This is a genomic window from Amycolatopsis speibonae (genome assembly GCF_042647925.1).
Lineage (GTDB): Bacteria > Actinomycetota > Actinomycetes > Mycobacteriales > Pseudonocardiaceae > Amycolatopsis > Amycolatopsis speibonae.
This window is the reverse complement of the sequence record NZ_JBHRWK010000070.1, coordinates 69,221-92,157: the sequence shown is the minus strand read 5'-3', so window position 1 is coordinate 92,157 and position 22,937 is coordinate 69,221. Positions and strand designations below refer to the sequence as shown.

The 22,937-nt window shown below is 69.5% G+C and carries 24 protein-coding genes and 1 pseudogene; 7 read left to right on the top strand and 18 right to left on the bottom strand.

Annotated features, from left to right (window positions below):
• Positions 1-36 precede the first annotated feature (36 nt).
• The 3 genes from ACFOSH_RS35045 to ACFOSH_RS35035 form a co-directional block, all read right to left on the bottom strand.
• On the bottom strand, positions 37-1,164 hold the full coding sequence (locus tag ACFOSH_RS35045; protein WP_378244399.1) for a hypothetical protein: 1,128 nt from the start codon (positions 1,162-1,164) through the stop codon (positions 37-39).
• A gap of 130 nt (positions 1,165-1,294) precedes the next feature.
• Positions 1,295-1,492, bottom strand: coding sequence for a hypothetical protein (locus ACFOSH_RS35040; protein ID WP_378244397.1), 198 nt, complete (start codon positions 1,490-1,492; stop codon positions 1,295-1,297).
• 101 nt (positions 1,493-1,593) lie between these two features.
• Entirely contained in the window at positions 1,594-3,252 is a 1,659-nt protein-coding gene (locus tag ACFOSH_RS35035; RefSeq protein WP_378244395.1) for an AMP-binding protein, read from the bottom strand.
• A 139-nt stretch (positions 3,253-3,391) separates the two neighbouring features.
• On the opposite strand from ACFOSH_RS35035, the gene ACFOSH_RS35030 reads away from it, so the two are divergent.
• Positions 3,392-4,153, top strand: coding sequence for a PhzF family phenazine biosynthesis protein (locus ACFOSH_RS35030; protein ID WP_378244494.1), 762 nt, complete (start codon positions 3,392-3,394; stop codon positions 4,151-4,153).
• Positions 4,153-4,527, top strand: coding sequence for a YccF domain-containing protein (locus ACFOSH_RS35025; RefSeq protein ID WP_378244393.1), 375 nt, complete (start codon positions 4,153-4,155; stop codon positions 4,525-4,527). The genes ACFOSH_RS35030 and ACFOSH_RS35025 overlap by 1 nt, the downstream gene beginning before the upstream one ends.
• A gap of 4 nt (positions 4,528-4,531) precedes the next feature.
• Here the strand turns inward: ACFOSH_RS35025 and ACFOSH_RS35020 are convergent, their stop codons facing one another.
• Genes ACFOSH_RS35020 through ACFOSH_RS34990 form a run of 7 tightly spaced genes read right to left on the bottom strand, consistent with a single transcriptional unit; the run spans position 4,532 to position 9,741 of the window.
• The gene (locus ACFOSH_RS35020; RefSeq protein WP_378244391.1) at positions 4,532-5,347 is read right to left on the bottom strand and encodes a metallophosphoesterase family protein; all 816 of its coding nucleotides are present in this window, start codon (positions 5,345-5,347) and stop codon (positions 4,532-4,534) included.
• A gap of 38 nt (positions 5,348-5,385) precedes the next feature.
• Positions 5,386-6,180, bottom strand: coding sequence for an HAD-IIA family hydrolase (locus ACFOSH_RS35015; RefSeq protein WP_037318851.1), 795 nt, complete (start codon positions 6,178-6,180; stop codon positions 5,386-5,388).
• A gap of 10 nt (positions 6,181-6,190) precedes the next feature.
• Complete coding sequence (locus ACFOSH_RS35010; RefSeq protein ID WP_378244388.1) at positions 6,191-7,255, bottom strand: sulfate/molybdate ABC transporter ATP-binding protein; 1,065 nt, start codon at positions 7,253-7,255, stop codon at positions 6,191-6,193.
• Positions 7,252-8,028, bottom strand: a complete 777-nt coding sequence (locus ACFOSH_RS35005) for an ABC transporter permease (RefSeq protein ID WP_378244386.1) — start codon at positions 8,026-8,028, stop codon at positions 7,252-7,254. The genes ACFOSH_RS35010 and ACFOSH_RS35005 overlap by 4 nt, the downstream gene beginning before the upstream one ends.
• Before the next feature lie 43 nt (positions 8,029-8,071).
• Positions 8,072-8,833, bottom strand: a complete 762-nt coding sequence (gene modA / locus ACFOSH_RS35000; RefSeq protein WP_378244384.1) for a molybdate ABC transporter substrate-binding protein — start codon at positions 8,831-8,833, stop codon at positions 8,072-8,074.
• Positions 8,830-9,234, bottom strand: coding sequence for a TOBE domain-containing protein (locus tag ACFOSH_RS34995; protein WP_378244382.1), 405 nt, complete (start codon positions 9,232-9,234; stop codon positions 8,830-8,832). Before ACFOSH_RS34995 ends, modA begins: the two co-directional genes overlap by 4 nt.
• A gap of 33 nt (positions 9,235-9,267) precedes the next feature.
• On the bottom strand, positions 9,268-9,741 hold the full coding sequence (locus ACFOSH_RS34990) for a MarR family transcriptional regulator (protein ID WP_378244380.1): 474 nt from the start codon (positions 9,739-9,741) through the stop codon (positions 9,268-9,270).
• A gap of 90 nt (positions 9,742-9,831) precedes the next feature.
• Here ACFOSH_RS34990 and moaA point away from each other — a divergent pair, with 90 nt between their 5' ends.
• The 4 genes from moaA (at position 9,832) to ACFOSH_RS34970 (ending at position 13,197) form a co-directional block, all read left to right on the top strand.
• On the top strand, positions 9,832-10,896 hold the full coding sequence (gene moaA, locus ACFOSH_RS34985) for a GTP 3',8-cyclase MoaA (protein WP_378244378.1): 1,065 nt from the start codon (positions 9,832-9,834) through the stop codon (positions 10,894-10,896).
• Between the two features lies 1 nt (position 10,897).
• A complete protein-coding gene (locus ACFOSH_RS34980) occupies positions 10,898-11,152 on the top strand; it encodes a MoaD/ThiS family protein (protein WP_378244376.1) in 255 nt (84 codons plus the stop codon).
• A 100-nt stretch (positions 11,153-11,252) separates the two neighbouring features.
• Complete coding sequence (locus tag ACFOSH_RS34975) at positions 11,253-12,104, top strand: phosphatidylinositol-specific phospholipase C/glycerophosphodiester phosphodiesterase family protein (RefSeq protein WP_378244374.1); 852 nt, start codon at positions 11,253-11,255, stop codon at positions 12,102-12,104.
• A gap of 454 nt (positions 12,105-12,558) precedes the next feature.
• Entirely contained in the window at positions 12,559-13,197 is a 639-nt protein-coding gene (locus ACFOSH_RS34970; protein ID WP_378244372.1) for a transglycosylase family protein, read from the top strand.
• 437 nt (positions 13,198-13,634) lie between these two features.
• On the opposite strand, the pseudogene ACFOSH_RS34965 reads toward ACFOSH_RS34970, so the two are convergent.
• The 5 genes and pseudogenes from ACFOSH_RS34965 to ACFOSH_RS34945 all read right to left on the bottom strand — a co-directional run bounded on the left by ACFOSH_RS34965 (position 13,635) and on the right by ACFOSH_RS34945 (position 18,389).
• Positions 13,635-14,551, bottom strand: a pseudogene (locus tag ACFOSH_RS34965) (molybdenum cofactor biosynthesis protein MoaE).
• Entirely contained in the window at positions 14,548-15,018 is a 471-nt protein-coding gene (gene moaC, locus ACFOSH_RS34960) for a cyclic pyranopterin monophosphate synthase MoaC (RefSeq protein WP_378244370.1), read from the bottom strand. The pseudogene ACFOSH_RS34965 and the gene moaC overlap by 4 nt, the downstream one beginning before the upstream one ends.
• 17 nt (positions 15,019-15,035) lie before the next feature.
• Positions 15,036-16,565 (bottom strand): alpha/beta hydrolase, encoded by a 1,530-nt coding sequence (locus tag ACFOSH_RS34955; RefSeq protein ID WP_378244368.1) that lies wholly within the window; start codon positions 16,563-16,565, stop codon positions 15,036-15,038.
• A 148-nt stretch (positions 16,566-16,713) separates the two neighbouring features.
• Positions 16,714-18,105 (bottom strand): NAD-dependent malic enzyme, encoded by a 1,392-nt coding sequence (locus ACFOSH_RS34950; protein ID WP_378244366.1) that lies wholly within the window; start codon positions 18,103-18,105, stop codon positions 16,714-16,716.
• Positions 18,106-18,206: 101 nt separating this feature from the next.
• Positions 18,207-18,389: a hypothetical protein gene (locus ACFOSH_RS34945; RefSeq protein ID WP_005156172.1), complete on the bottom strand. Its 183-nt coding sequence runs from the start codon at positions 18,387-18,389 to the stop codon at positions 18,207-18,209.
• 94 nt (positions 18,390-18,483) lie between these two features.
• On the opposite strand from ACFOSH_RS34945, the gene ACFOSH_RS34940 reads away from it, so the two are divergent.
• The gene (locus tag ACFOSH_RS34940) at positions 18,484-20,727 is read left to right on the top strand and encodes a helicase-associated domain-containing protein (RefSeq protein WP_378244364.1); all 2,244 of its coding nucleotides are present in this window, start codon (positions 18,484-18,486) and stop codon (positions 20,725-20,727) included.
• Between the two features lies 1 nt (position 20,728).
• Here ACFOSH_RS34940 and ACFOSH_RS34935 read toward each other — a convergent pair whose 3' ends face one another.
• The 3 genes from ACFOSH_RS34935 to ACFOSH_RS34925 all read right to left on the bottom strand — a co-directional run bounded on the left by ACFOSH_RS34935 (position 20,729) and on the right by ACFOSH_RS34925 (position 22,542).
• A complete protein-coding gene (locus ACFOSH_RS34935) occupies positions 20,729-21,061 on the bottom strand; it encodes a hypothetical protein (RefSeq protein ID WP_378244362.1) in 333 nt (110 codons plus the stop codon).
• A 461-nt stretch (positions 21,062-21,522) separates the two neighbouring features.
• On the bottom strand, positions 21,523-22,113 hold the full coding sequence (locus tag ACFOSH_RS34930) for a DUF742 domain-containing protein (protein ID WP_378244360.1): 591 nt from the start codon (positions 22,111-22,113) through the stop codon (positions 21,523-21,525).
• Between the two features lie 6 nt (positions 22,114-22,119).
• Positions 22,120-22,542, bottom strand: coding sequence for a roadblock/LC7 domain-containing protein (locus ACFOSH_RS34925; RefSeq protein WP_020631857.1), 423 nt, complete (start codon positions 22,540-22,542; stop codon positions 22,120-22,122).
• Positions 22,543-22,937 lie beyond the last annotated feature (395 nt).

The window sequence follows — 22,937 nt, the reverse complement described above, 5'->3', positions numbered from 1 at the left end:
TACCCTGAGAGAGTAGGGAAGGAGACCTTCACGGACTTACCTGGCGGGCCAGTAGACGGCGTGCCAGTCACCGCCCGCGGTGACCGCGCCGCCCGCGATCGTCCCGTCCAGGCCGATCAGCTGCGCCCGGCTGAAACCGCCGCCCGGCAGCGTGCCGAGGTCGGTTCGTACGCCGTTCGCGTCCCAGAGCGTGGCCTTCCCCGCGCTCGCGCCGACGACCCGGCCCCGCGCGTCGATGTCCTCGGCACTGCCTTCGAGTTCGGCGGACAGCCGGGTCATCGTCCCGTCCGCGGCCCACCGGACCGCCGCGTAAGTACCGGTGGCGTCGGTGTAGCCCGACCCGGCCGAGACCCCGGATCCGTTGAGTGCCAGCACATCCGTGGCATACGAGTTGATCCAGCCGAGTTCGATCATGCGGCCGTCCGCGGTCCATTTCACCGCCGCGTACCGGTCGTTGATCGTCGTCCGGCCGACGATCTCACCGGAGGCGTTCAGCTCCTTGAACGAGCTGAGTTCGCTGTCCGGGCCGAGCATGGTGACCGCACCGGTGGCGTCCCAGCGCAGGACCCGGAAGCTGCCGTCGTCCCCGCGGAGCTGCCCGGCGATGAACCGGCCGTCCCGGCTGATCGCGGTCGCGGAGTAGTTCCCCGCCAGTGGCGGCGCGGCGAGCACCGAGACGTTCCCGGCCGAGTCCCAGCGCAAACCGCGTCCACGGCTGTCACTCGTCGAACCCGAGCCGACGACGATGCCGGTCGAGCTGATCCCGTTCGCTTCCGAGGTCGAGCCGCCCGGCGGCGCGGCCAACTGGGTGATCGAACCGTCCTGGGACCAGAGCACGGCACGCACATTCGACGCGCCGACGATCACCCCGCTCGCGTTGACCGCTTTCGCCGCCGCGAACCCGCCGGGCAGAGGCTTCAGCTCGGTGACCCGGCCTGCCTTGTCCCATTTCGCCGCGACGCACGAGTGCGAGTGCGGTCCGTTGGCGCAAGACTCCCCGATGAGCTGCCCACGGTCACCGATCGCCGTCACCCACGTGTCGTCGGTACCGGGCACGACGCCGAGTTCGATCGGCCCCGCCGCCGCGGTCGCCACCGCGGGGAGGGAGAACGGAAGAGCCACCGCGACCGCGGCCATGGCGAGTAGCCGTCTACCCCGTTGCACGAACATGTTTCCCCTACGCGGCTCCCCATCGCCCCGCGCCCTGCGGGAACTTCTGCCGCGTAGAGGACACGCCCCGTAGATGTGACAGGTTGCCCCGAAGTGTCAACTCGGGTTGAAAGGGCCCTTACGGTCAGAGCCCGATCGCGCCGAGGGTGCCGCTCAGGCCGCCCTGGTCGTGGCCGCCGTCGGTGCTGGAGTGGGTCTCACTGGACCCGGCACCGTCCTGGCCCCGCCCAGCCGCTGTGCTCCTGGTACGTCGCTGCGCCGTCCGGGCCGGCCTGGACCTCGGTGCTGCCGAAGCGGCGATGGTGCGGCGGATCGTACGCATGAGAATTCCCCGTCGTAGCGCCGCCTCATGCGTACGAAAGCTGTGAACGATCGCACCGCGCGGGTGGCCCATCCGACGCGGACAGGCCTCCGAAGCGACGGTCAGGCGTGCTTCGCGCCGGCCGCCGATTCCAGGCCGAGGATGCTGATCGACTCCGCCCGCATCTCGACCTTGCGCACCTTGCCGGTCACCGTCATCGGGAACTCCTCGACGACGTGGACGTAGCGCGGGATCTTGTAGCGCGCCAGCTTCCCCTCGCAGAACTCCCGCACCGCTTCGGCCGTCAACGGCGCCGCGCCCTCGCGCATGCGGACCCACGCCATCAGTTCCTCGCCGTACTTCTCGTCCGGGACGCCGATGACCTGCGCGTCGAGGATGTCCGGATGGGTGTAGAGGAACTCCTCGATCTCGCGCGGGTACAGGTTCTCCCCGCCGCGGATGACCATGTCCTTGATCCGGCCGGTGATGTTGACGTACCCGTCGGCGTCCATGATCGCGAGGTCGCCGGTGTGCATCCAGCGCGCCGCGTCGATCGCGTCGGCCGTCTTGTCGGCCTGCTCCCAATAGCCGAGCATCACCGAGTAGCCGCGGGTGCAGAGTTCACCCGGCTCGCCGCGCGGCACGGTCAGCCCGGTCTCCGGATCGACGACCTTGACCTCCAGATGCGGCCCGACCCGCCCGACCGTCGACACCCGCCGCTCGACCGAATCGTCCGCGCGGGTCTGGGTGGACACCGGCGACGTCTCGGTCATGCCGTAGCAGATCGACACCTCCGTCATGCCCATTCGGTCGATGACCTGCTTCATCACCTCGACCGGGCAGGGCGAGCCCGCCATGATCCCGGTGCGCAGCGACGACAGGTCGTGGGAGGCGAAGTCCGGGTCGGCGAGTTCGGCGATGAACATCGTCGGAACCCCGTACAGCGACGTGCATTTCTCGGCCGCGACGGCTTCGAGGGTGGCCTTCGGCTCGAACGCGGGCGCCGGGATGACCATGCACGCGCCGTGCGTCGTCGCCGCGAGATTGCCCATCACCATGCCGAAGCAGTGGTAGAAGGGCACGGGGATGCACACCTTGTCGGCTTCGGTGTAGTTGCAGAGTTCGCCGACGAAGTAGCCGTTGTTGAGGATGTTGTGGTGGGACAGCGTGGCGCCCTTGGGGAAACCCGTGGTGCCCGAGGTGTACTGGATGTTGATCGGGTCGTCCGCGGACAGCTCGCTCTGGCGCTTCGCGAGCCGCGCCGGGTCGGCCTTACCGCCGATCTCCAGCATCGACGGCCAAGCGGGGCTGTCCAGCAGTACGACGTGTTCCAGCGCCGGGCACTTCGGGCCCGCTTCGGCGATCATGCCCGCGTAGTCCGAGGTCTTGAACGAGTTCGCGGCCACGATGAGCTTGATCCCGGCCTGGTTCAGCACGTACTCGAGTTCGTGCGAACGGTACGCCGGGTTGATGTTGACCAGGATCGCGCCGATCTTCGCGGTCGCATACTGGACGCAGGTCCACTCCCACCGGTTCGGCGACCAGATGCCGACGCGGTCGCCCTTGGCGATCCCGAGGTCCAGCAGGCCCAGCGCGAGCGCGTTCACCTCGGCGGCGAGTTCGGTGTAGGTCCAGCGTTCCCCGGCCGCGCGGTCGACCAGCGCGTCCCGATCACCGAAGGCGGCGACGGTGCGATCGAAGTTGTCGCCGATGGTGTCCCCCAGCAGCGGGGTGTCCGAGATTCCCGATGCGTAACTCGGTAAGGCGGGGGCGTCGGACATGGAGACTCCTGCGTTCGGCGGCATCGACGCGTCGAGTCTAAGAACCCGGCGTGACGGCGGCCACCTGCAAGTGGAGACCCGCGCCACCTCAGGGGAAACCCGGAGGCCGGGTCCCGCCGTGCCCGATATCGTCGAAGACATGCGCCTCTACATCGTCGATGCCTTCACCTCCGAGGCCTTCGCCGGTAATTCCGCCGGAGTCGTGCTGCTGGACTCGCCGGGCGACGCGGGCTGGATGCAGTCCGTCGCGGCCGAGTTGAAGCACGCCGAGACGGCCTTCGTCGAGGTCGGTGGCGAAGGCCCGAAGTCGCTTCGCTGGTTCACGCCGGAGACCGAGGTCGACCTGTGCGGCCACGCGACGCTGGCGACCACGCACGTCCTGGGCGGCGAGCAGACCTTCACGACGAGAAGCGGCGAGTTGCGCTGCCGCGCCGAAGACGGCTGGGTGTCGATGGACTTCCCGTCGGATCCGCCCCGCGGGTCGGACGACGACCTGTCGCCGATCTTTCCGGACCTTGAGTTCGAGTACGTCGGGCGGAGTCACCAGAACCTGTTCGCGGTGATGGACGACGCTTCCGTGGTCAGGTCGCTGAAGCCGGACCTGGCCGCGCTGCGCGCGCACTGGACCGGACGGCTGATGGTCACGGCCCCTGGCGACATCGACGGGATCGACTTCGTCACCCGGTTCTTCGCGCCGGGCGTCGGCATCGACGAAGACCCGGTCACCGGCTCCGCGCACTGCGTGCTCGCGCCGTACTGGGCCGCACGCCTCGGCCGGGAGAAGCTCGTCGGCGAGCAGGCCTCGGCGCGCGGGGGCGTCGTACGGATGAGTCTCGAAGGCGACCGCGTCCTGCTCTCGGGGCAGGCGGTCACCGTGGCCAGTGGGGAGTTGCACGTCTGATGCGCCTGATCCTGAACGTCATCTGGCTCGTGCTGTGCGGCCTGTGGATGGCACTCGGCTACATCGTCGCCGGCATCATCTGCTGCATCCTGATCGTCACCATCCCGTTCGGGCTGGCGTCGTTCCGGATCGCGGCCTACGCGCTCTGGCCGTTCGGCCGCACCGTGGTGGACCGGCGCGACGCCGGCGCCGCGTCGACGATCGGCAACGTCATCTGGTTCCTCTTCGCCGGGCTGTGGCTCTCGATCGGGCACGTGCTGACCGGGGTCGCGCTGTGCATCACGATCATCGGGATCCCGCTGGGCGTGGCGAACTTCAAGATGATCCCGGTCTCGCTGATGCCGCTGGGCAAGGAGATCGTCGAAATCCCGTAAGCGCTCAGTCCTCGGGCTCCCAGGGCAGCGGGATGATCAGGCAAGGGCCGCCGACGAACAACCCGCCGTCGATCCCCAGCGCCTTCCCGCCCGCGTAGAGGTACGGCCCCTCGATCTGCGCGGGGTGGATCCCGAGCTGGTCGGCGATGACGCTGTGCCCGTGCACGATCCGCTCGCCGCCGAGCCGGTCCATGAGCTGCTGCGCGACGTCGGCGCCTTCCGGACCGCGGAAGGCGTAGCGCGTGGTCATCCGCCGCCACACGTCCCACCAGGCCTGGATGTCGCTGCCTTCGAGGATCTCGCGGCCGCGGGCGTTGATCCCGTCGATGTCCTCGCCCCAGTCGAGGTACTCGAGCGTGTCCGAATGCATCAGCAGGTGGTCCGCGGCCAGCGTCAGCATCGGGCGCGAGGACAGCCACTCGATATGCTGCGGGGTGAGCCTGTCCTGGTCGGAGAGCAGTCCGCCGTTGATCTCCCAGCTGCGGGCGAAGCTGCGCGGACCGAAGTCGGACGGCACCTCCGTGTCGCCGAAGTGGTACATCCCGAGCAGCAGGATCTCGTGGTTGCCCAGCAGTGTCCCGCAGTGCCCGCCCGCCGTGGCGGCCTGCCGTTCCAGCCGCATCACCAGGTCGATGACGCCGACACCGTCGGGCCCCCGGTCGACGAAGTCGCCGAGGAACCAGAGGGTCGCTTCACCGCCGGCCCAGTCGTCGTCGGAGTCGAGCAGCCCCTTCTCCCGGAGCGCCCCGGCCAGCTCGTCCCGGTGTCCGTGCACGTCACCGACCACATAGGTCGGGGACGGAGGCTGATCGTCGTGCATCTCTGTGACGATAATCCCTCCGCCCGCCATCGCCTCGTTCAGCCTTCTCCGAACGGGTCACCGGTCCGCCCGACCAGATCCGCGATCGAGTCGATGATCATGGTCGGCCGGTACGGATAGTGCTCGGCGCTCTCCCGGCTGGAGATGCCGGTCAGCACCAGGATCGTCTGCAGCCCGGCCTCGATTCCCGAGTGGACGTCGGTGTCCATCCGGTCGCCGATCATCAGCGTCGACTCCGAATGCGCGCCGAGCCGCCGCAGCGCCGAGCGCATCATCAACGGGTTCGGCTTGCCGACGTAGTACGGCGAGCGGCCGGTCGCCTTCTCGATCAGCGCGGCGACCGAGCCGGTGGCGGGCATCGAGCCCTCCACGCTCGGGCCGGTCGCGTCGGGGTTCGTGGCGATGAACTTCGCGCCGCCCTCGATCAGCCTGATCGCGCGGGTGATCGCGCTGAAGCTGTACGTGCGCGTCTCGCCGAGGACGACGTAGTCCGGGTCACGTTCGGTCAGCACGTAGCCGACCTCGTGCAGCGCCGTGGTGAGCCCGGCTTCGCCGATCACGAACGCCGAGCCGTTCGGCCGCTGCGAGGCGAGGAACTTCGCGGTCGCCAGCGCGGAGGTCCAAATGGCCTCCTCGGGGATGTCGAGACCGGTCCGCTCGAGCCTCGCCCGCAGGTCACGCGGGGTGTAGATCGAGTTGTTGGTCAGCACCAGGAAGCCGATGTCGTTGGCGCGCAGTTCCTTGAGGAACTCGTCCGCGCCGGGCACGAGGTGCTCCTCCTTGACCAGCACGCCATCCATGTCGCTGAGGTAGGTCCAACGGCGCTCGTTCATGGGTCCCACCCTAATGATCCGCGACGGCGTGGACAGTCACGGACGCCGCCTTGACCGAAAGATTGACCGGTGTGCCGGGTTCGAGCGCCAGTTCGGCGACCGCGGCGGGGGTCAGATCGGCGGCGAGACCCGCCGCCCAGTCGTCGCCGCGAGCCCGGACGCGGATCACCGGTCCGTGTGGTTCGAGCGCGTCGACGATTCCCTCGACGGTGTTACGCGGACTCCCCCGGTGCTCGCCGTCCTTGAGGTACACGGCGACGGCGCTGGGCGGGAAGACCGCTACGGCCGCTTCGCCCTCGATGACGTCCTCCGCCGGGATTCCGGCCAACTGTCCGCCTGACGTGCGCAAACCGCCTTCGACGGCGACACCCGGCACCAGGTTCAGCCCGGCGATCCGCGCGGTGAACGCCGTGCGGGGTGCGGCCAGGACCTTCCGGGTCTCGCCGCGTTCGACGATCCGGCCGCCGTCGAGGACGGCGACGTGATCGGCCAGCGCCAGCGCGTCGAGCGGGTCATGGGTGACCAGCACGGTCGGCGGTCCGGAGCGCAGTACTCGTCGAAGCAGGCCTCGGATGGCAGGCGCCGCGTCGACGTCAAGAGCCGCGAAGGGCTCGTCGAGCAGCAGAAGCCCGGGCTCGGCCGCCAGTGCCCGCGCGATCGCGACCCGCTGCGCCTGCCCGCCGGAGAGCTGCGCGGGCCGCCGTCCGGCCAGTTCGAGCGCGTCCACTTCGGTCAGCCACTCCCGCGCACGCCTCTTCGCCTCGGCGCGTCCGGCGCCGGTCGAGCGCGGCGCGAAGGCGACGTTGTCCAAAGCGGACAGATGCGGGAAGAGCAGGGCGTCCTGGGAGAGCAGGCCGATACCGCGCGCGTGCGACGGCAGGCCCGCCAGGCCCCGGCCGTCCAGGGTGATCCGCGCGCGGTCGGGCCGGAGCAGGCCCGCCAGGCAACCGAGCACGGTGGACTTCCCCGAGCCGTTCGGCCCGAGCAGGGCGAGCACACCGCCGTCGGGGACCTCGAACTCGACGTCCAAGGCGAACTCGCCGCGCCGGAGGGCGATCTCGGCCGAAAGGGTCACGACCGGACTCCTTCCAGCGCACGCGGCCGGGCGAGCGCGATCACCGCGACGGCGACCAGGATGAGCAGCAGCGCGAGCGCCACGGCGCTGTCGACGTCGACCTCGGCCTGGGTGTAGACCTCCAGCGGCAAAGTCCGGGTCACGCCTTCGAGGCTGCCGGCGAAGGTGATCGTGGCGCCGAACTCGCCCAGCGCCCGCGCGAAGCTCAGCACGATGCCCGAACCGAGGGCGGGCAGCAGCAGCGGCAGCGTGACCCGGCGGAAGACCGTCCACGGTTTGGCGCCCAGCGTCGAAGCGACCCGTTCGTACCGGTCACCGGCACCGCGCAGCGCGCCTTCGAGGCTGACCACCAGGAACGGCATCGCGACGAACGTCTGCGCGATGACCACCGCGGCCGTGGTGAACGGCACCTGCTCACCGGTCAGGGCGGTCACCAGCACACCCAGGAAACCCTTGCGGCCCAGCAGGTACAGCAGTGCCAGACCGCCGACCACCGGCGGCAGGACCAGCGGCAGCAGCACCACCGCGCGCAGGACGCGGATGCCCCGCGTCCTCGATCGCGCGAGCACCACGGCGAGCGGGACGCCGAGCAGCACGCAGGCCACAGTGGACAGTCCGGCGGTGATCAGGGAGAGCTTGAGCGCGTTCAGCGAGGACGTCGAGGTGATGAGGTCCGGGAAGCGGGTCAGGTCCGAGCGCACCAGCAGGCCGACGACCGGCAGCACCACCAGCGCCAGCGCGCATACGGCCGGTGGCCAGAGCACCCAGGGCACCCCGGCTCCCGCGTTTCGTCCTCTGGATGCGGTAAGTGCGGGATCAGGGCGCGCCAAAACCGACCTTCGCCAGTTCCTTCTTGCCCTCGGCGCCGAGGACGAAGTCGGTGAACTGCTTCGCGAGAGCCGCCTGGGGAGCGTCTTTCACCACCGCGATCGGGTAGTTGTTGATCGCACCCGCGGCTTCGGGGAAGTCCACTTTGTCCACCTTCGCGGCCGCGGACGTCGCGTCGGTGACGTAGACGAGTCCGGCGTCGGCGTCGCCCGACTGCACCTTCGCGAGCACCGACTTGACGTCCTGCTCCTCGCTCGCGGGCTTGAGCGTGACCCCGGACGACTGCTGGACCTTCTTCGCCGCCGACCCGCACGGCACCTGCGGCGCGCAGACGACCACGGTCAGCCCGTCCTTCGCGAGATCGGCCAGCCCCTTGATGCCCTTGGGGTTGCCCTTGCCGACGGCGATCGCGAGCCGGTTGGTGGCGAACACCGACGGCTGGCCGTCGATCACCTCGCCCTTGGTGGCCTTGTCCATATTGGCCTGATCGGCGGAGGCGAAGACGTCCGCTTTCGCGCCCTGGGTCAGCTTCTGGACCAGCGCCGAGGAGCCCTCGAAGCTGAACTTCACGGTCACCCCGGCGTGCTGCGCCTCGAACTGCTTGCCGAGTGCCCCGAACGACTCGGTCAGCGACGCCGCCGCGAACACGGTCAGCGTCTTGGCCTCCGCCTGCTGGGCGGCGGGCTCCTCGGAACCACAGGCCGTCGCGGCCAGCGCCAGCGCGAGCAGGGTGGGGACGAGTCTCCTCATCGGCTTCCTTCCGGGGTTTCGACCACGACGGTGGTCGCCTTGACGACGGCGACCGCGAGCACCCCGGGCCGCAGCCCGAGTTCGCGGACGGCTTCGGCGCTCATCAGGGAGACCACCCGGTGCTGGCCGCATTGCAGCTCGACCTGCGCCATCACCTTGTCCGTGATGACCTCGGTGACCAGCCCGACGAACCGGTTGCGCGCGGAGCGGCCGATGTTCGAGGGATCTTCGGGCTGTTCGGCCTGCGCCTTGGCGAACGCGGCGAGCTCGGCGCCGTCGACGACCTTGCGGCCCGCCGAGTCGTCGAACGCGGTCAACTGGCCCGCGCGCACCCAGCGGCGGACGGTGTCGTCGCTGACGCCGAGCAGACGAGCGGCCTCAGACAACCGAAATTGCGGCATGCCTGGACACTACTTGCCGCAGATGCGGAAAAGCTACGGTCGTGAGGAATTGCCGGGCAGTTCGTCGCGGAGGCCATCGAGCACCGCGCTCTGGAAACGTTCCAACACTTTCCGTTCCTCGGGAGAGAACTCCTCAAGGACCGACTTCATGTTCGTGTACGCGGATTCGAAGAGCGGCGCGTGGCGCTCCATGGCGCCGGGGACGACCTCTATCAGGACCTTACGGCGATCGACGGTGTCACGGACGCGGCGGGCGAGACCCGCCTTCTCGAGCCTGTCCATGACGCCGGTCACAGCGCCCGTCGACAACCCGGTCAGTTCGGCGATCCTGCCCGCTGTCAACGGTCCCGGCGCCTGGCCGGCGAGTTCGAGCACCTTGTGATCGGTGGCCGACAGCCCCATCCGCTCGGCGATCCTGGCGTGCCGGAGGACGGTCAGCGTGCTGCCTTCCCGGCCGAGGTGGGCGAACCGGGCCAATTCCTCCGCCGAAAGCGGATATTTCGCCATCCGGAAAACCCTTCGGGAAGAAACCGATTCGCTGGGAATTGGATTCTAGACAGTCGGCTTTTCGCCCGCTTCGGGGTTAGTCTGGGGACAATGACAGCGATCGATCTCGGGTTCCCCCGTGTCCCCGGCACACGAGGCCGCGCAAACGCGCCCAGGCCGGACAACCCCGCTCTGATCGACACCTTCGGCCGGGTGGCGACCGACCTGCGGGTGTCGCTCACCGACAAGTGCAATCTGCGCTGCACCTACTGCATGCCCGCCGAAGGGCTCGAATGGATGCCGAGCGCGGACGTGCTGACCGACGACGAGCTCGTGCTCCTGATGCGGATCGCCATCGAACGGCTCGGGGTCACCGACATCCGGCTCACCGGCGGCGAACCGCTGCTGCGCCAAGGGCTGGAGAAGATCGTCGAGCGGATCGCGGCCCTCGAACCGCGGCCGCGCCTTTCCATGACCACCAACGGGATCGGGCTCGCGAAGCGCGCGAAGCCGCTCGCCGACGCCGGGCTGGACCGGATCAACGTCTCGCTCGACACAGTCGACCGCGCGCTGTTCGAGACGATCACGCGCCGCGACAGGCTTTCGCACGTGCTCGACGGCATGGCCGCCGCGCGTGAAGCCGGGCTGGCCCCGGTGAAGGTCAACGCGGTGCTGATGCGCGGACTGAACGAGGACCAGGCCGTGCCGCTGCTGCGGTTCTGCCTCGCCGAGGGCTACCACCTGCGGTTCATCGAGCAGATGCCGCTGGACGCGCAGCACGGCTGGAACCGGCGCGACATGATCACCGCCGAGGAGATCCTCGGCATGCTCGGCGAGGAGTTCTCGCTGTCGCCGTTCCCCGCCGCGCGCGGCGGGGCGCCCGCCGAACGCTGGCTGGTCGACGGCGGGCCCGGCGACGTCGGCGTGATCGCTTCGGTGACGAGGCCGTTCTGCGGCGCCTGCGAGCGGACCCGCCTGACCGCGGACGGCGCGGTGCGCTCGTGCCTGTTCAGCAACGACGAGACCGACCTCCGCGCCCTCGTGCGCGCGGGCGCGCGCGAAGAAGAGGTGGCGGACGCGTGGCGGGCGACGATGTGGGGCAAGCTCGCCGGGCACGAGATCAACGAGGCCGGCTTCGCGCAGCCGATCCGGCCGATGAGCGCGATCGGCGGCTGACATGGTGACCATCGTGGTGCGGTACTTCGCGTCGGCCCGCGCGGCCACGGGCCTCGACGAGGAGAAGGTGGCCCTGCCGGACGGCGCCCGCGTCGCCGACGCCGTCGCCCGCCTGCGCGAACTCCACCCGGAAAAGCTGGCGAAGCTGCTCGACGCGGTCTCCTTTCTCTTGGACGGCGTCGCGGTGCGGGATCTCACGCGGCCGCTGACCGACGCCGCCGAACTGGACGTCCTGCCCCCGTTCGCCGGCGGCTGACCTGCGCTGACCTGCGCGAACGGCGAAAGTGATAGCAAAGGTCCCCTGCTCGCCGTTTCGAATTCACCGTCCGGACGCCGAAGCCGCCGAGGATGCGCCAGTGATCACTCCCCGCCGTATCCTCGCCGCGCTGCTCGCCGCGGTCGCCGCCACGAGCCTGGCGACCGCCCCGGCCTCCGCCCACGAGCGCGGCGTCCGGCCGCTGCCGCAGGCGCACAGCCACAACGACTACGAGCACACGCGCCCGCTGCAGGACGCGCTCGATCAGGGCTTCACCAGCGTCGAGGCCGACATCTACCTGGTGGACGGGCAACTGCTGGTCGCGCACGATCTCGCGGACACCCGCCCGGACCGCACCCTGGAGTCGCTCTACCTGGAGCCGCTGCGCAAGCGTGTCCTGGCCAACCACGGGGTGGGCGTCTACCGGCAGCGAACGGAGTTCCAACTGCTGATCGACGTCAAGGGGGACGCGAACAGCACCTACGCGGCGCTGGAGAAGCGGCTGTACGACCCGCGCTATTCCTTCCTCTTCTCTCTGTACGCGTTCGGGCACGTCCAGAAGCGGGCCATCACCGCTGTGCTCTCCGGCGGGCGTCCCAAGGACGTGATGCTCGGGCAGAAGTTCCGGCTCGCGTTCTACGACGGGCGGATCAAGGACGGGAACGACCTCGGCATCGGCTCGGACCCCCGCGTGACCCCGCTGGTGTCCGACTCGTGGACCGGACTGTTCACCTGGACCGGTGTCGGTGAATTCCCGGCCGCGGAACGCGCGAAGCTGCGCGAAATCGTCGAACGGTCGCACGCGGCGGGCCAGCGGGTCCGTTTTTGGGCCACGCCGGATGCCCCTGGACCTGCACGGGAAGCTCTCTGGAAGGTACTGGCCGCCGCCGGTGTCGACCACCTGAATACGGATGACCTGTCAGGGCTGGCGAACTTCTTGAGGGCTCGCTAAAGTGCGCGGCCCATTAGCGCGCGAAGGCGCACGAATGGGCCAGTCATCCCTTAATCCACGTGATGCAAGCCTCACGATCCGTGAATTATCTCGACTAGGAAACGGCCAGGTAACGGCCAGCTGACCTGCATAAACAGTCGAATCGCTCAGGGTTGCGTGCTGTTACTGTGATGTAGGTCACGGCTCGAATAATTTCCGCTGGGCCCGTTCGTTACGTACCGTCGCTTTTCGGTTGGCCCCGACCGACCACGCAACACCGGGAACCCGTAGCGCCGAGCCCTGTCCAACGGATTCCCGGACCCAACCCCGAGCGAAAGCATTTCCGGACAGGGACGAGGGGACCGAGCCGACGCGGCGTGCGTCAGGCGAAGTCAGCCGGCCTGAGACGGCCGGCCAGACCCCTGGGTCTTCCCTCAGCACAGACTCGTAGGCGCAGGGAGCGAGATTTACTCACATGTCGTACCGAGGCAAGCACCGCAAGATGTCCGCCGCCACCCGTCACATCGCTCGCGTTGCCATTGCGGGCGTCGCGGTCGGCGCTCCCCTCGCAATCGCCGCGACCCCCGCGTCGGCGACCAACTGGGACGCCATCGCGCAGTGCGAGAGCAGCGGCAACTGGAACACCAACACCGGTAACGGCTACTACGGTGGTCTGCAGTTCTCGCAGAGCACCTGGCGCGCCTACGGTGGCACCGGCAGTGCGCACGGCGCTTCCCGTGAGCAGCAGATCGCCGTCGCCGAGCGGGTCCTCCAGGGCCAGGGCATCGGCGCGTGGCCGCACTGTGGCAAGAAGGGCGGCTCCGCCAGCCCCGCCAAGGCCAAGTCGACCGCTCCGAAGGCCACCAAGAAGGTGACCCCGAAGAAGTCGACCGCTCCGGTCGCCAAGCAGCAGGCTCCGGTCCAGGCGCCGGCCGCCAATGTCGCGAACTCCAACCCGGCGGGTGACTACACCGTCATGGCCGGCGACACGCTGTCCAAGATCGCTTCCAAGTTCAACGTCCAGGGCGGCTTCCAGAAGCTGCAGGACCTGAACAAGGAATTCGTGCCGAACGCCGACTTCATCGTCGTCGGCCAGAAGCTCGCCACCAAGTGAGCTCTTGAGCACCAGTAAGTCGTGATGCCCGCGGGACTCCCCGCGTGGCCATGTCACGACTGACAAGGCCCCACCGCGCTCATTCCCCCGGCGGTGGGGCTTTGTCGCGTCCGGGGGCGGTTGGGGGTCAGGCTGCGGTAGGCGGTCCACTTGCCCCGTTTGAAGTCCGTGAAGGCCTCCTTACCTACGTTCAGGGTAGGTAAGGAGGCCTTCACGGACTCTGCGCTCATCACGCCCGCCCCACACGCACCAGCAGTCACAGCGGCAGCGCGTGAAGGCCCCTTCCCTCGGCTCAGTCGAGGGAAGGGGCCTTCACGTACTTCGGGTGACCACAAAGCGGCGGTGACGCCTCGGTACAGGTGGTCGTGAGTGGTAAGTGTCGTTAGAACGACACTTACCACTCACGACCACCCCGACCGACGTGCCCGGTGGCCGGCCTACGGCGAATTGACCCACTCGTCGCTGCCGTCGCTGAAGTGCTGGTGCTTCCACACCGGCAGCCGTGCCTTGACCTCGTCGACCAGCTCCGAGCAGGCCGCGAAGGCCTGGCCCCGGTGCTCGGCCGCCACGGCGCACGCCAGCGCGACGTCCCCGATGGCCAGCGCGCCCAGCCGGTGACTGACAGCGACGGCACGGACGCCGGTCCACTTCCCCGAGAGGTCCGCGACGACCTCCGCGAGCACCTCCGAAGCGCTGGGGTGTCCTTCATAGGCGAGCCGTTCCACCGACCGCCCGCCGTCGTGGTCCCGCACGACCCCGCCGAAGGTGACGACGGCGCCCGCGGCCGCGTCGTCCACCAGCCGGGCGTGTTCCTCGACCGAAAGCGGCTCGTCGACCACCGCGATCCGTGCGACCCGAACGCTCACTGCTGTGCCTCCCGTGGGTGGTCGCCGCCCGCCAGCTGGTCGACGGCGTGGTCGAGGATCCCGTCCAGGACGCCCAGGCCGTCCTTCACCCCGCCGCGCGAGCCGGGCAGGTTCACCACCAGGGTCCGTCCGGCGACGCCGGCGACCCCGCGCGAGAGCACGGCCGTGGGTACCTTGGGCAGCCCGGCGGCCCGGATCGCGTCCGCGACGCCGGGGAGTTCGTAGTCGAGGACGGCGCGGGTGACGTCCGGGGTGCGGTCCGTCGGCGAGATGCCGGTGCCGCCGGTGGTCACGATCACCTGGACCCCGGCCGCGACGGCGTCCCGCAGGGCTTCGCCGACCGGTTCCCCGTCCTCGACGACCACGGGCTCCGGTACGTCCCAGCCCCGTGCGGCGAACCAGCCGGTGATGACCGGACCGGTCGTGTCCTCGTAGACGCCCTTCGCGGCCCGGTTCGACGCCACGATCACCCTCGCGTTCCGGTTCACGGCCGCTCCCAGGTCCCGGTCTTGCCGCCGTCCTTGCGGATCAGGCGGACGTCGTCGAGGGTCGCCGCCGGATCGACGGCCTTGATCATGTCGTGCAGGGTCAGCCCGGCGACGGCGACGGCGGTCAGCGCCTCCATCTCGACGCCGGTCCGGTCGTTCGTCTTCGCGGTCGCGGTGATGTGCACGGCGGTCTCGCCGAGGGCGAACTCGACCTTCACCCCGGACAGCGCGATCTGGTGGCAGAGCGGAATCAGCTCGGGCACCTTCTTCGCGCCCATGATGCCCGCGATCCGGGCGGTCGCGAGGGCGTCGCCCTTGGGCAGCCCGTCCGTCGCGAGCAGGCCGAGCACCTCGGCCGTGGTGTGCACGGTGCCGCCGGCCAGCGCGGTGCGGGCGGAGGGCGTCTTGCCGGAAACGTCGACCATACGGGCGGCACCCGTATGGTCGACGTGGCTGAGTTCACTCACGCCCAGCAGGCTAGTCCTCAGAAAACCTGCTGCTTCGAGCGAACCTCGTCGAGCGCCTTCTCCCGGTCCTGCCGCTGCTGCGGATTCATCGAATCGAAGAGCCCGCCCTTGTCCGCGCCGCAGGCCGTGTCGTGCGCGGGGCGCTTGCCTTCCACGAGGAACCGGTTGACGGCGTTGTTGCCGCAAGCGTTCTCCGAGCCCAGCCAGACCCCGTGCCCGCCTTGGTCGACCGACACCATCCGCGCCCGGTCGCCCAGCGCGCGCCGCATCTCCTTGGCCCCGCTGAGCGGGGTGGCCGGGTCACGCAGGTTCTGCACCAGCAGGATCGTCGACGGTCCCCGGTCGCCGATCTTCACCGGCGGCTCGATCGGCTCGGACGGCCAGAACGCGCACGCCCAGATGTTCGCCCCGGCGGCTCCGAACATCGGGTACTTCACCCGGTCCTTCTCGACGTTGCGCTGGTAGACCCCGACGTTCTCGGGCCAGTTCGCGTCGTTGCAGACCACGTGCAGCTGACCGGACAGCACGTTGCCGATGTCGGTCTGCGCCGCCTGCTTCATGACGCCTTCGCCGTCGAGCGACTGCCACTGCTGCGCCAGCACCGGGAAGGCGCTGGTCGAGTACAGCGCGCCGAACGTGCCCATCCGGAACGCCGCGCCGTCCACGCCGGGAACGGCGCCGCTGTCGAGCTTGTCCGCGAGTTCGTAGAACTTCGCCGTCACCTGCCGCGGGGTACGGCCCAGCCCATAGCTGTCGTCGCGCGCCGCCGCCCACTTCGCGAAGTCCGGGAAGCGGTCCTGGAAACCCTCCGCGAGCCGACGCGAGGTCGCCGGGTCGAGCCCGCCCGGACTGGTCACGCTGTCGAGCACGACGCGATCCGTCTGCTGCGGGAACAGCGTCGAGTACACGGCACCGAGGTAGCTGCCGTACGAGACGCCGTAGTACGAGAGCTTCTTCTCGCCGAGGGCTTCGCGGATGCGGTCCATGTCGCGAGCCGTGTTGGCCGTGGTGATGTACGGCAGGTTCGCCGCGGTCTTCGAGTCGCCACACTGCTTCGCGATGCCCGCCACGGCCTTCGCCCGCTCCGCCACCGCGGCGGCGTCACGCGCGTACGGCGGCACGTTGCTCACCAGCTGCTCGGGCTTGAGATCGCAGGTGACCGGCGTGCTGTTCCCGATCCCCCGCGGGTCGAACCCGATCAGGTCGTACGCGTCGAGCACACTCGACGGCGCACCCGACGCGCGCAAAGCCTCCGGCATGGTCAGCCCCGGGCCACCGGGCCCGCCCGGGTTCATCAGCATGATCCCGCGCCGCTTCGCCGGTTTGGTGCTGGCGAGCTTCGACACGGCGATGTCGATGGTCTTCCCGCCCGGGTTCCGGTAGTCGAGCGGGACCTTCAAAGTGGCGCACTGCAGCGTGGCCGCCTCCGGGCACGGCCCCCAGTCCAGCGACGAAGACGCGGCGGTCGCCGTGGCCGGTACGAGTACCGCCACAGTGACCGCCGCGGCCGTGAGTGTCCCGATCCTGCTCAGGACAGAGCGATTCATCCCCAACCCCCGTCATGATCGACTTCGTGGTCGAAATCGAGCCTATGAGCGGGCCATCGGCGGAGTCGTCACCCTGAAGTCGGCCTCCAGGTCGGCCTCAGTGATGACGCTGCCGCCGAATGGAGCAAGGGACCTTTGCTATCGCGCCCTACTGCTTGGCGGCCTTCGCGGCCTTCTTCACCGCGTCGGCGACCGCGGGGGCGACGGCGCTGTCGAAGACGCTCGGCACGATGTAGGACGCGTTGAGCTTGCCGTTGTCCACGACGTCCGCGATGGCATCGGCGGCCGCGAGCAGCATCGAGTCGTCGATGTGGTGCGCCTGCGCGTCGAGCAGACCACGGAAGACGCCGGGGAACGCGAGCACGTTGTTGATCTGGTTCGGGAAGTCGCTGCGGCCGGTGGCGACCACGGCGGCGTGCTTCCCCGCTTCCAGCGGGTCGATCTCCGGGTCCGGGTTGGCCAGCGCGAACACGACGGCGTCGGACTTCATGGTCTCGACCTGCTCGGCCCCGAACAGGTTCGGGGCCGAGACCCCGATGAACACGTCGGCGCCGACGAGCGCCTCGTGCAGCGTGCCCGCCTGCTGCTCCTTGTTGGTGTGCTCCGCGATCCAGGTCAGGTTGTCGTCGAGGTTGCCGCGCGCGGAGTGCACGATGCCATCGATGTCGGCGGCCACGATGTCGCCCGGTCCCTTGCGCAGCAGCAGGCGGATGATCGCCGAGCCCGCCGCGCCGACACCGCTGACGACGATCTTGCAGTCTTCGATGTTCTTCCCGACCACGCGCAGGGCGTTGCGCAGCGCGGCGACCACGACGATCGCGGTGCCGTGCTGGTCGTCGTGGAACACCGGGATGTCGAGCTGCTCACGCAGGCGCTTCTCGATCTCGAAGCAGCGCGGCGCGGCGATGTCCTCGAGGTTGATGCCCGCGTAGACCGGCGCGAGCGCCTTCGCGATCATGATGATCTCTTCGGTGTCCTGGGTGTCCAGGCAGACCGGCCAAGCGTCGACGTCGGCGAACTTCTTGAACAGCGCCGCCTTGCCCTCCATCACCGGCAGCGCGGCGGCCGGGCCGATGTTGCCCAGCCCCAGCACCGCGGAACCGTCGGTGAGGACGGCGACCGTGTTGCGCTTGATGGTCAGGCGGCGCGCGTCCTCGGGGTTCGCGGCGATCGCCTGGCAGACGCGGGCGACACCCGGCGTGTACGCGCGGGAGAGGTCGTCACGGTTGCGGAGCGCGACCTTGGGGCTGACCTCGATCTTGCCGCCGAGGTGGATCAGGAAGGTCCGGTCGGAGACCTTGCGGACGCGGACGCCCGGCATCGAGTCCAGGGTCTGCGTGATGTCCTGCGCGTGGTTCTCCGACAGGGCGTTGGCGCTGATGTCGACGACGATCGAGTCGGGGTGCGACTCGACGACGTCGAAGGCTGTCAGCACACCGCCGACCCTGCCGACGGCCGTGGTCAGGTCACCCGCCGCGGTGGACGACGCGGGGGCCTCCACCCGGACGGTGATCGAATATCCGGGACCGGGAACCGGCATGGCACTACCCCCGCTGAGGAACGCTCGAATAGGTCGATCGAAAACCTACTCCCGTGACGACCGCCACGGACCCTCGCAGGGGGTGACTGACCAGTAACTTCTTACCGGTTGATCTCGGTCTCGGGGTGCACGTAGGGCACCGCTTCGAGCGGGAAGGTCACGTCGCCGAACGGGGACAGCGCGCCCTGCCGATCGGATGCGAGCTCGGTGACGGGGTGCTCCCCGTCTTCACCGGGCCACGTCGGGTCGATCCCCGCGCGCTTCTTGTTCTCGCCCTTCGCCACAACGTCCTCCAGAGCATGGTCAAGCCGTTCTCTCCGGCACAGTCTGCCCGAACGCGGCTGCCGGGCCTCCACCCGCCCGGTATCCTGGTCCTCTATGCCCGCGCCCTCCCTGGCGGACTGGCTGCGCCAGGAGTCCGACGAAGCCCTCGCCGCACTGCTGCGCACACGTCGCGACCTGTCCACGCCACCCCCTTCCGACACCATCGTGCTCGCCACCCGAGCGGGCACGCCGGGTTCCGTCGCGCGCGCTTGCGAAGACCTCGACACCTTCACCCTCGCCGTGCTCGACGCCCTCCTGCTGGCCGGCGCCGACACCGATCCGGTCACCGCGGCCGAGGTCACGCGGCTCACCGGCACGGAGATCGGCGAGCCGCTGGCGCTGCTGCGCGCGCGGGCACTGGTCTGGGGTGACGACGACGCCCTGCGAGTCCCGCCGTCGGCCCGCGACGCGCTCGGCCCCTTCCCCGCCGGGCTGGGATCGTCTTCGCCCTCATTCGCCGGAGCGGACATCGCGGCCGCGCTCTCGGAGGTCGGCGAGGACGAGCGCGCCGTGCTGACGACGCTGGCCGCCGGGCCGCCGATCGGCCGCACCCGCGACGCGGCGGCCGACGTCCCGCTGGAGCGGGCGCAGAACCCGGTCCAGCGCCTGCTCGCCAGGGGGCTGCTGCTGCGCCGCGACGACCAGACCGTCGAACTGCCGCGTGAACTCGGGATCGCCCTGCGCGGCGGCTCGGTGTTCGAACCGGCGTCGCTGCGCGAACCGGAACTCCCCGTGCATCCGCATCAGCGGTCCACAGTGGACACGACGGCGGCGGGCGAGGCGATGGAGTTCCTGCGCCAGACCGAAAACATGCTCCGCGCATGGTCGGAGACGCCGCCACCGGTGCTGAAGTCCGGCGGGCTCGGGGTCCGCGAACTGAAGAAGCTCGCCAAGGACCTCGACGCCGACGAGACGCGGGTGACCCTGCTCGCGGAGATCGCTGTCGGCGCCGGACTGGTGGCCGACAGCGAAGCGACTTCACCTGAATGGGTACCGACGACGCTCACGGATTCGTGGCTCGCGTCGCCGACAGCGCAGCGCTGGATGACTGTCGCGCAGGCCTGGCTCGAACTGCCCCGGCTGCCCGGTCTCGCCGGCGGGCGGGACGCGAAGGACAAGCCGATCGCGCCGCTTTCGGAGGACCTTCGCCGTCCGCTGGCACCCACGTCGCGGCGGCGGATCCTCCTCGCTTTGGCCGCGTTGCCCGAGGGCGCCGGGGTGAAGAGCACCGACGAACTGGTCGCCGCGCTCGCCTGGCGCTCGCCGAGGCGGGGCGGTCGGCTGCGGGACGAAACCGTGCGCTGGACGATGGCCGAGGGGGCCGCGCTCGGCCTGCTCGGGCTCGGCGGGCTCACCACGGCGACGCGCGCGCTGCTGGCCGAGGACAGGCCCGGCGCGGTCGAAGCGATGCTCGACGCGCTGCCGCGTCCGGTGGACCACGTCCTGGTCCAAACCGACCTGACCGTGGTCGCACCAGGTCCACTGGAAGCCGAACTCGCGGGCGAGATGACCGCCGTCGCCGACATCGAATCGGCCGGGCACGCGACCGTCTACCGGATCACCGAGACCTCCATCCGCCGGGCGCTCGACACCGGGCGGACCGCGGGCGAACTGCACCAGCTGTTCACCGCGAAGTCGGCGACGCCGGTACCCCAGTCGCTGAGCTACCTGATCGACGACGTCGCCCGGCGGCACGGGCGGCTGCGCGGCGGGGCCGCCGAGTCGTTCCTGCGCTGCGACGACGCGTCGCTGCTCGCGGAGGTCCTGGGCAGCTCCGTCGCGATCGAGTACGGCTTGCGCATGATCGCGCCGACAGTGCTCATCAGCGCGTACCCGCTCGCCGAAGTCCTCGACGCCCTTCGCTCAGCCGGGTTCGCCCCAGCCGCCGAAGGGCCCGACGGACGCGTCATGGACATCAGGCCGTCTGGACGTCGTCTGCCCGCGAAGGCACGAGCCGCTCGTCGGGCTCCTGGGGAACCTGCCGGACTGTCAGACGACCAGGTCGGCAAGATCGTCGCGCACGTCCGGGCCGGTGACGCCGCTTCGGCGCGTCGTCGCGGCGAGGCCGTCCGCGCGCCGCAGGGAGGCGGCGCCGGGGACACGTCCGCGACACTGGCGTTGCTGTCACAGGCGACCATGGAACGCCGCGAGGTGTGGATCGGGTTCGTCGACTCACGCGGGACGGCGAGCCAGCGGGTGGTGCGGCCGCTGCGGGTCGGCGGCGGGGTCCTCGAAGGGACCGACAACGAGCGGTACCCGCTGCACCGGATCACCTCGGCGGCCCTCGTCGAGGACTGACCTACGCGAGCTGCTCGGTGTGGAGGTCTTTCAGCACCATCGACATGGCCTCGCCGTGCGTCGGCCAGTCCGGCGTCCCGATCCCGACCGAATGCAACGCGGACCGGACGGCGGCATGAGCTTTCGCGATGGCGTGTGAGAGATCGTCGCCGGAAACGTCGGCCTCGATCTCCATGACCGCTCGCCCGGCGTCCGCGGAGACCGCGCTGTCCGCGAAACCGCCGAGGCGGCGTTCTTGTTCGAGCAGCGCTCGCATCACCTTGTCGCAGTAGCCGAAGAGATCACCGTCGCCGTCGGCGATGAACACCCAGTGCGCGTGGACCGTCACACCCATCAGGAACCCCCCTCGATCTCGTAGCAAGGTTGACGAAGCAGCCAGGACACCGCGTTCTTTCCGTAGTTGGCGCCGCTCGGTGTCAGGTGGATCCAGCGCTGGTGCAGCCCGCAAGGACAGCGGACGGTGTAGTAGGTCGGCGGATCCAAGATCCTCCATCCTGCCTGATGGAAGTGCTCCAGAACAGCTTCCAGATCCTTCCTAGGATGCTTTCTCCAGTACCCCACCGGCTACTCCTCGACCAGGTTAACGCAGATCAGGACGACCGGCGTCACGCTGAGATCCCGTTCACGGACGACCGTGGTTCTATCGAGAAGCAGCACAGACCGCTACCAAAAGTGCTGGTAAGTCACCTCAAAGTAGTCAGATCGGGGGCTACTTGCGGGACCTACCGGTCGGCCTCGAAGAGCGATAGCGCCGACGGAGCGCAGTCAGAGGACGAAACGCGCGAGACGACAGCGTCAGAGGGCGCGAAGACCTTGAAGCACGCGCTCCATGAAGGCGCGCGAGGAGGAGTCGCCGAGGATCAGCTCGGTCTGGTGGATCAGCACCAGCCCCGCGTCCGCCATGTCGCCGACGAGCACCTTCACGACGCCCAGCGGCAGCCGCAGGTGCGCGGCGATCTCCGCGATCGACCGGGTGTCCAGGCAGAGGTCGCAGATCTGCCGGTGCTCAGGTGTCCGGACGCCGCGATACCGGCGGCCGTCTTCGCTGGTCGACACCAGGGCTTCCAGCGCCAGGTCGTGCGCGGTGCGGGTGCGCCCGCCGGTGCGCGTGTAGGGCCGGACCCGGGAGCCCGAAGACGGCAGGTAGACCGAAGCGGGCGCGGCGGCGCTCTCGGCCCTGGAACGCGGCGGCGTCTGGCGGATCGGCGAAGGCATCGAAGCGGGCAAAGGGGGCGGCTCAGGCGGAGCGGCCGGGCGGCGCGGCATGACCGTGCTGATCGAGCTCAACTCGAAGCGGCTCGGGGAGTCGAAGGACTCACGGTCGGTGCCCTGGTAGAGGGAGTCCCAGCCGGAGGGTTCCGGTTCGGTGAATCCCGTGATCTTCATCGGCTGTCACCCACGTACGCCGCCCTGCAGCTGCGCCCGCAGCTCGGGGGTGATCTGCTGCCCGACCCGCTCGACGAGCAGGGTCATCTCGTAGGCCACGGTGCCGATGTCGCAGGTCGGCGCCGCCAGTACGGCGAGCGACGAGCCGTCGGCGACCGACATGAGGAAGAGGTACCCGCGTTCCATCTCGACGACGGTCTGGTTGACCCCGCCCGCGTCGAAGCAGCGCGCCGCGCCGGCGGTGAGGCTGATCAGCCCGGAGGCGACCGCGGACAGCTGTTCGGCCCGTTCCTGCGGCAGCCCTTCCGACGGCGCGAGGAGGAGCCCGTCCGCGGAGACCAGCACGGCGTGTGCGGCACCGGGAACCCGGCGCGCGAAATCCGTGATGAGCCAGCCGAACGAGCTCTGCTGCTGCCCGGATGCCGTCACAAGTCCCTCCTCGCTGCGTCAAGACCACCTGGGCGGCGTGGTCCGGGCGTCTTTCGCCGACCAGCACCGATCCGGTACCGGCGGAGCCCAAAGACGCCTCCACCCAGCGTATTCGTCCCGCCGATCGTGTCGAGCCCGCCACCCGGCCGAGAGCGTTAACCGAACGTAAGCGTCCAGCCGCTCACCGCGTCGACACATGGCGGACCACGCATTCGTGGGTCACCCCTTGGTGGCCTGGTGCGACCAGGTGCGAATCGGCGTCCACGCAGGTCAACGCCGTTCCGGCCACCCGATCAGGCCATGCCTGCACCGGATCGCGTGAAAGGGATCGCCCGGCGTTCAATCCGGCAGGTGGCGCCACTCCCCGAAGCGGGTGAAGCCTGCCGAGTTCACTC

Excerpts from the sequence above, each read along its gene's own strand:
- ACFOSH_RS35040 (WP_378244397.1), bottom strand. The coding sequence starts at position 1,492 with ATGCGTACGATCCGCCGCACCATCGCCGCTTCGGCAGCACCGAGGTCC.
- ACFOSH_RS35035 (WP_378244395.1), bottom strand. The coding sequence starts at position 3,252 with ATGTCCGACGCCCCCGCCTTACCGAGTTACGCATCGGGAATCTCGGAC.
- ACFOSH_RS35030 (WP_378244494.1), top strand. The coding sequence starts at position 3,392 with ATGCGCCTCTACATCGTCGATGCCTTCACCTCCGAGGCCTTCGCCGGT.
- ACFOSH_RS35025 (WP_378244393.1), top strand. The coding sequence starts at position 4,153 with ATGCGCCTGATCCTGAACGTCATCTGGCTCGTGCTGTGCGGCCTGTGG.
- ACFOSH_RS35020 (WP_378244391.1), bottom strand. The coding sequence starts at position 5,347 with ATGCACGACGATCAGCCTCCGTCCCCGACCTATGTGGTCGGTGACGTG.
- ACFOSH_RS35015 (WP_037318851.1), bottom strand. The coding sequence starts at position 6,180 with ATGAACGAGCGCCGTTGGACCTACCTCAGCGACATGGATGGCGTGCTG.
- modA (WP_378244384.1), bottom strand. The coding sequence starts at position 8,833 with ATGAGGAGACTCGTCCCCACCCTGCTCGCGCTGGCGCTGGCCGCGACG.
- ACFOSH_RS34995 (WP_378244382.1), bottom strand. The coding sequence starts at position 9,234 with ATGCCGCAATTTCGGTTGTCTGAGGCCGCTCGTCTGCTCGGCGTCAGC.
- ACFOSH_RS34990 (WP_378244380.1), bottom strand. The coding sequence starts at position 9,741 with ATGGCGAAATATCCGCTTTCGGCGGAGGAATTGGCCCGGTTCGCCCAC.
- moaA (WP_378244378.1), top strand. The coding sequence starts at position 9,832 with ATGACAGCGATCGATCTCGGGTTCCCCCGTGTCCCCGGCACACGAGGC.
- ACFOSH_RS34980 (WP_378244376.1), top strand. The coding sequence starts at position 10,898 with ATGGTGACCATCGTGGTGCGGTACTTCGCGTCGGCCCGCGCGGCCACG.
- ACFOSH_RS34970 (WP_378244372.1), top strand. The coding sequence starts at position 12,559 with ATGTCGTACCGAGGCAAGCACCGCAAGATGTCCGCCGCCACCCGTCAC.
- ACFOSH_RS34955 (WP_378244368.1), bottom strand. The coding sequence starts at position 16,565 with ATGAATCGCTCTGTCCTGAGCAGGATCGGGACACTCACGGCCGCGGCG.
- ACFOSH_RS34950 (WP_378244366.1), bottom strand. The coding sequence starts at position 18,105 with ATGCCGGTTCCCGGTCCCGGATATTCGATCACCGTCCGGGTGGAGGCC.
- ACFOSH_RS34940 (WP_378244364.1), top strand. The coding sequence starts at position 18,484 with ATGCCCGCGCCCTCCCTGGCGGACTGGCTGCGCCAGGAGTCCGACGAA.
- ACFOSH_RS34935 (WP_378244362.1), bottom strand. The coding sequence starts at position 21,061 with ATGGGTGTGACGGTCCACGCGCACTGGGTGTTCATCGCCGACGGCGAC.
- ACFOSH_RS34930 (WP_378244360.1), bottom strand. The coding sequence starts at position 22,113 with ATGAAGATCACGGGATTCACCGAACCGGAACCCTCCGGCTGGGACTCC.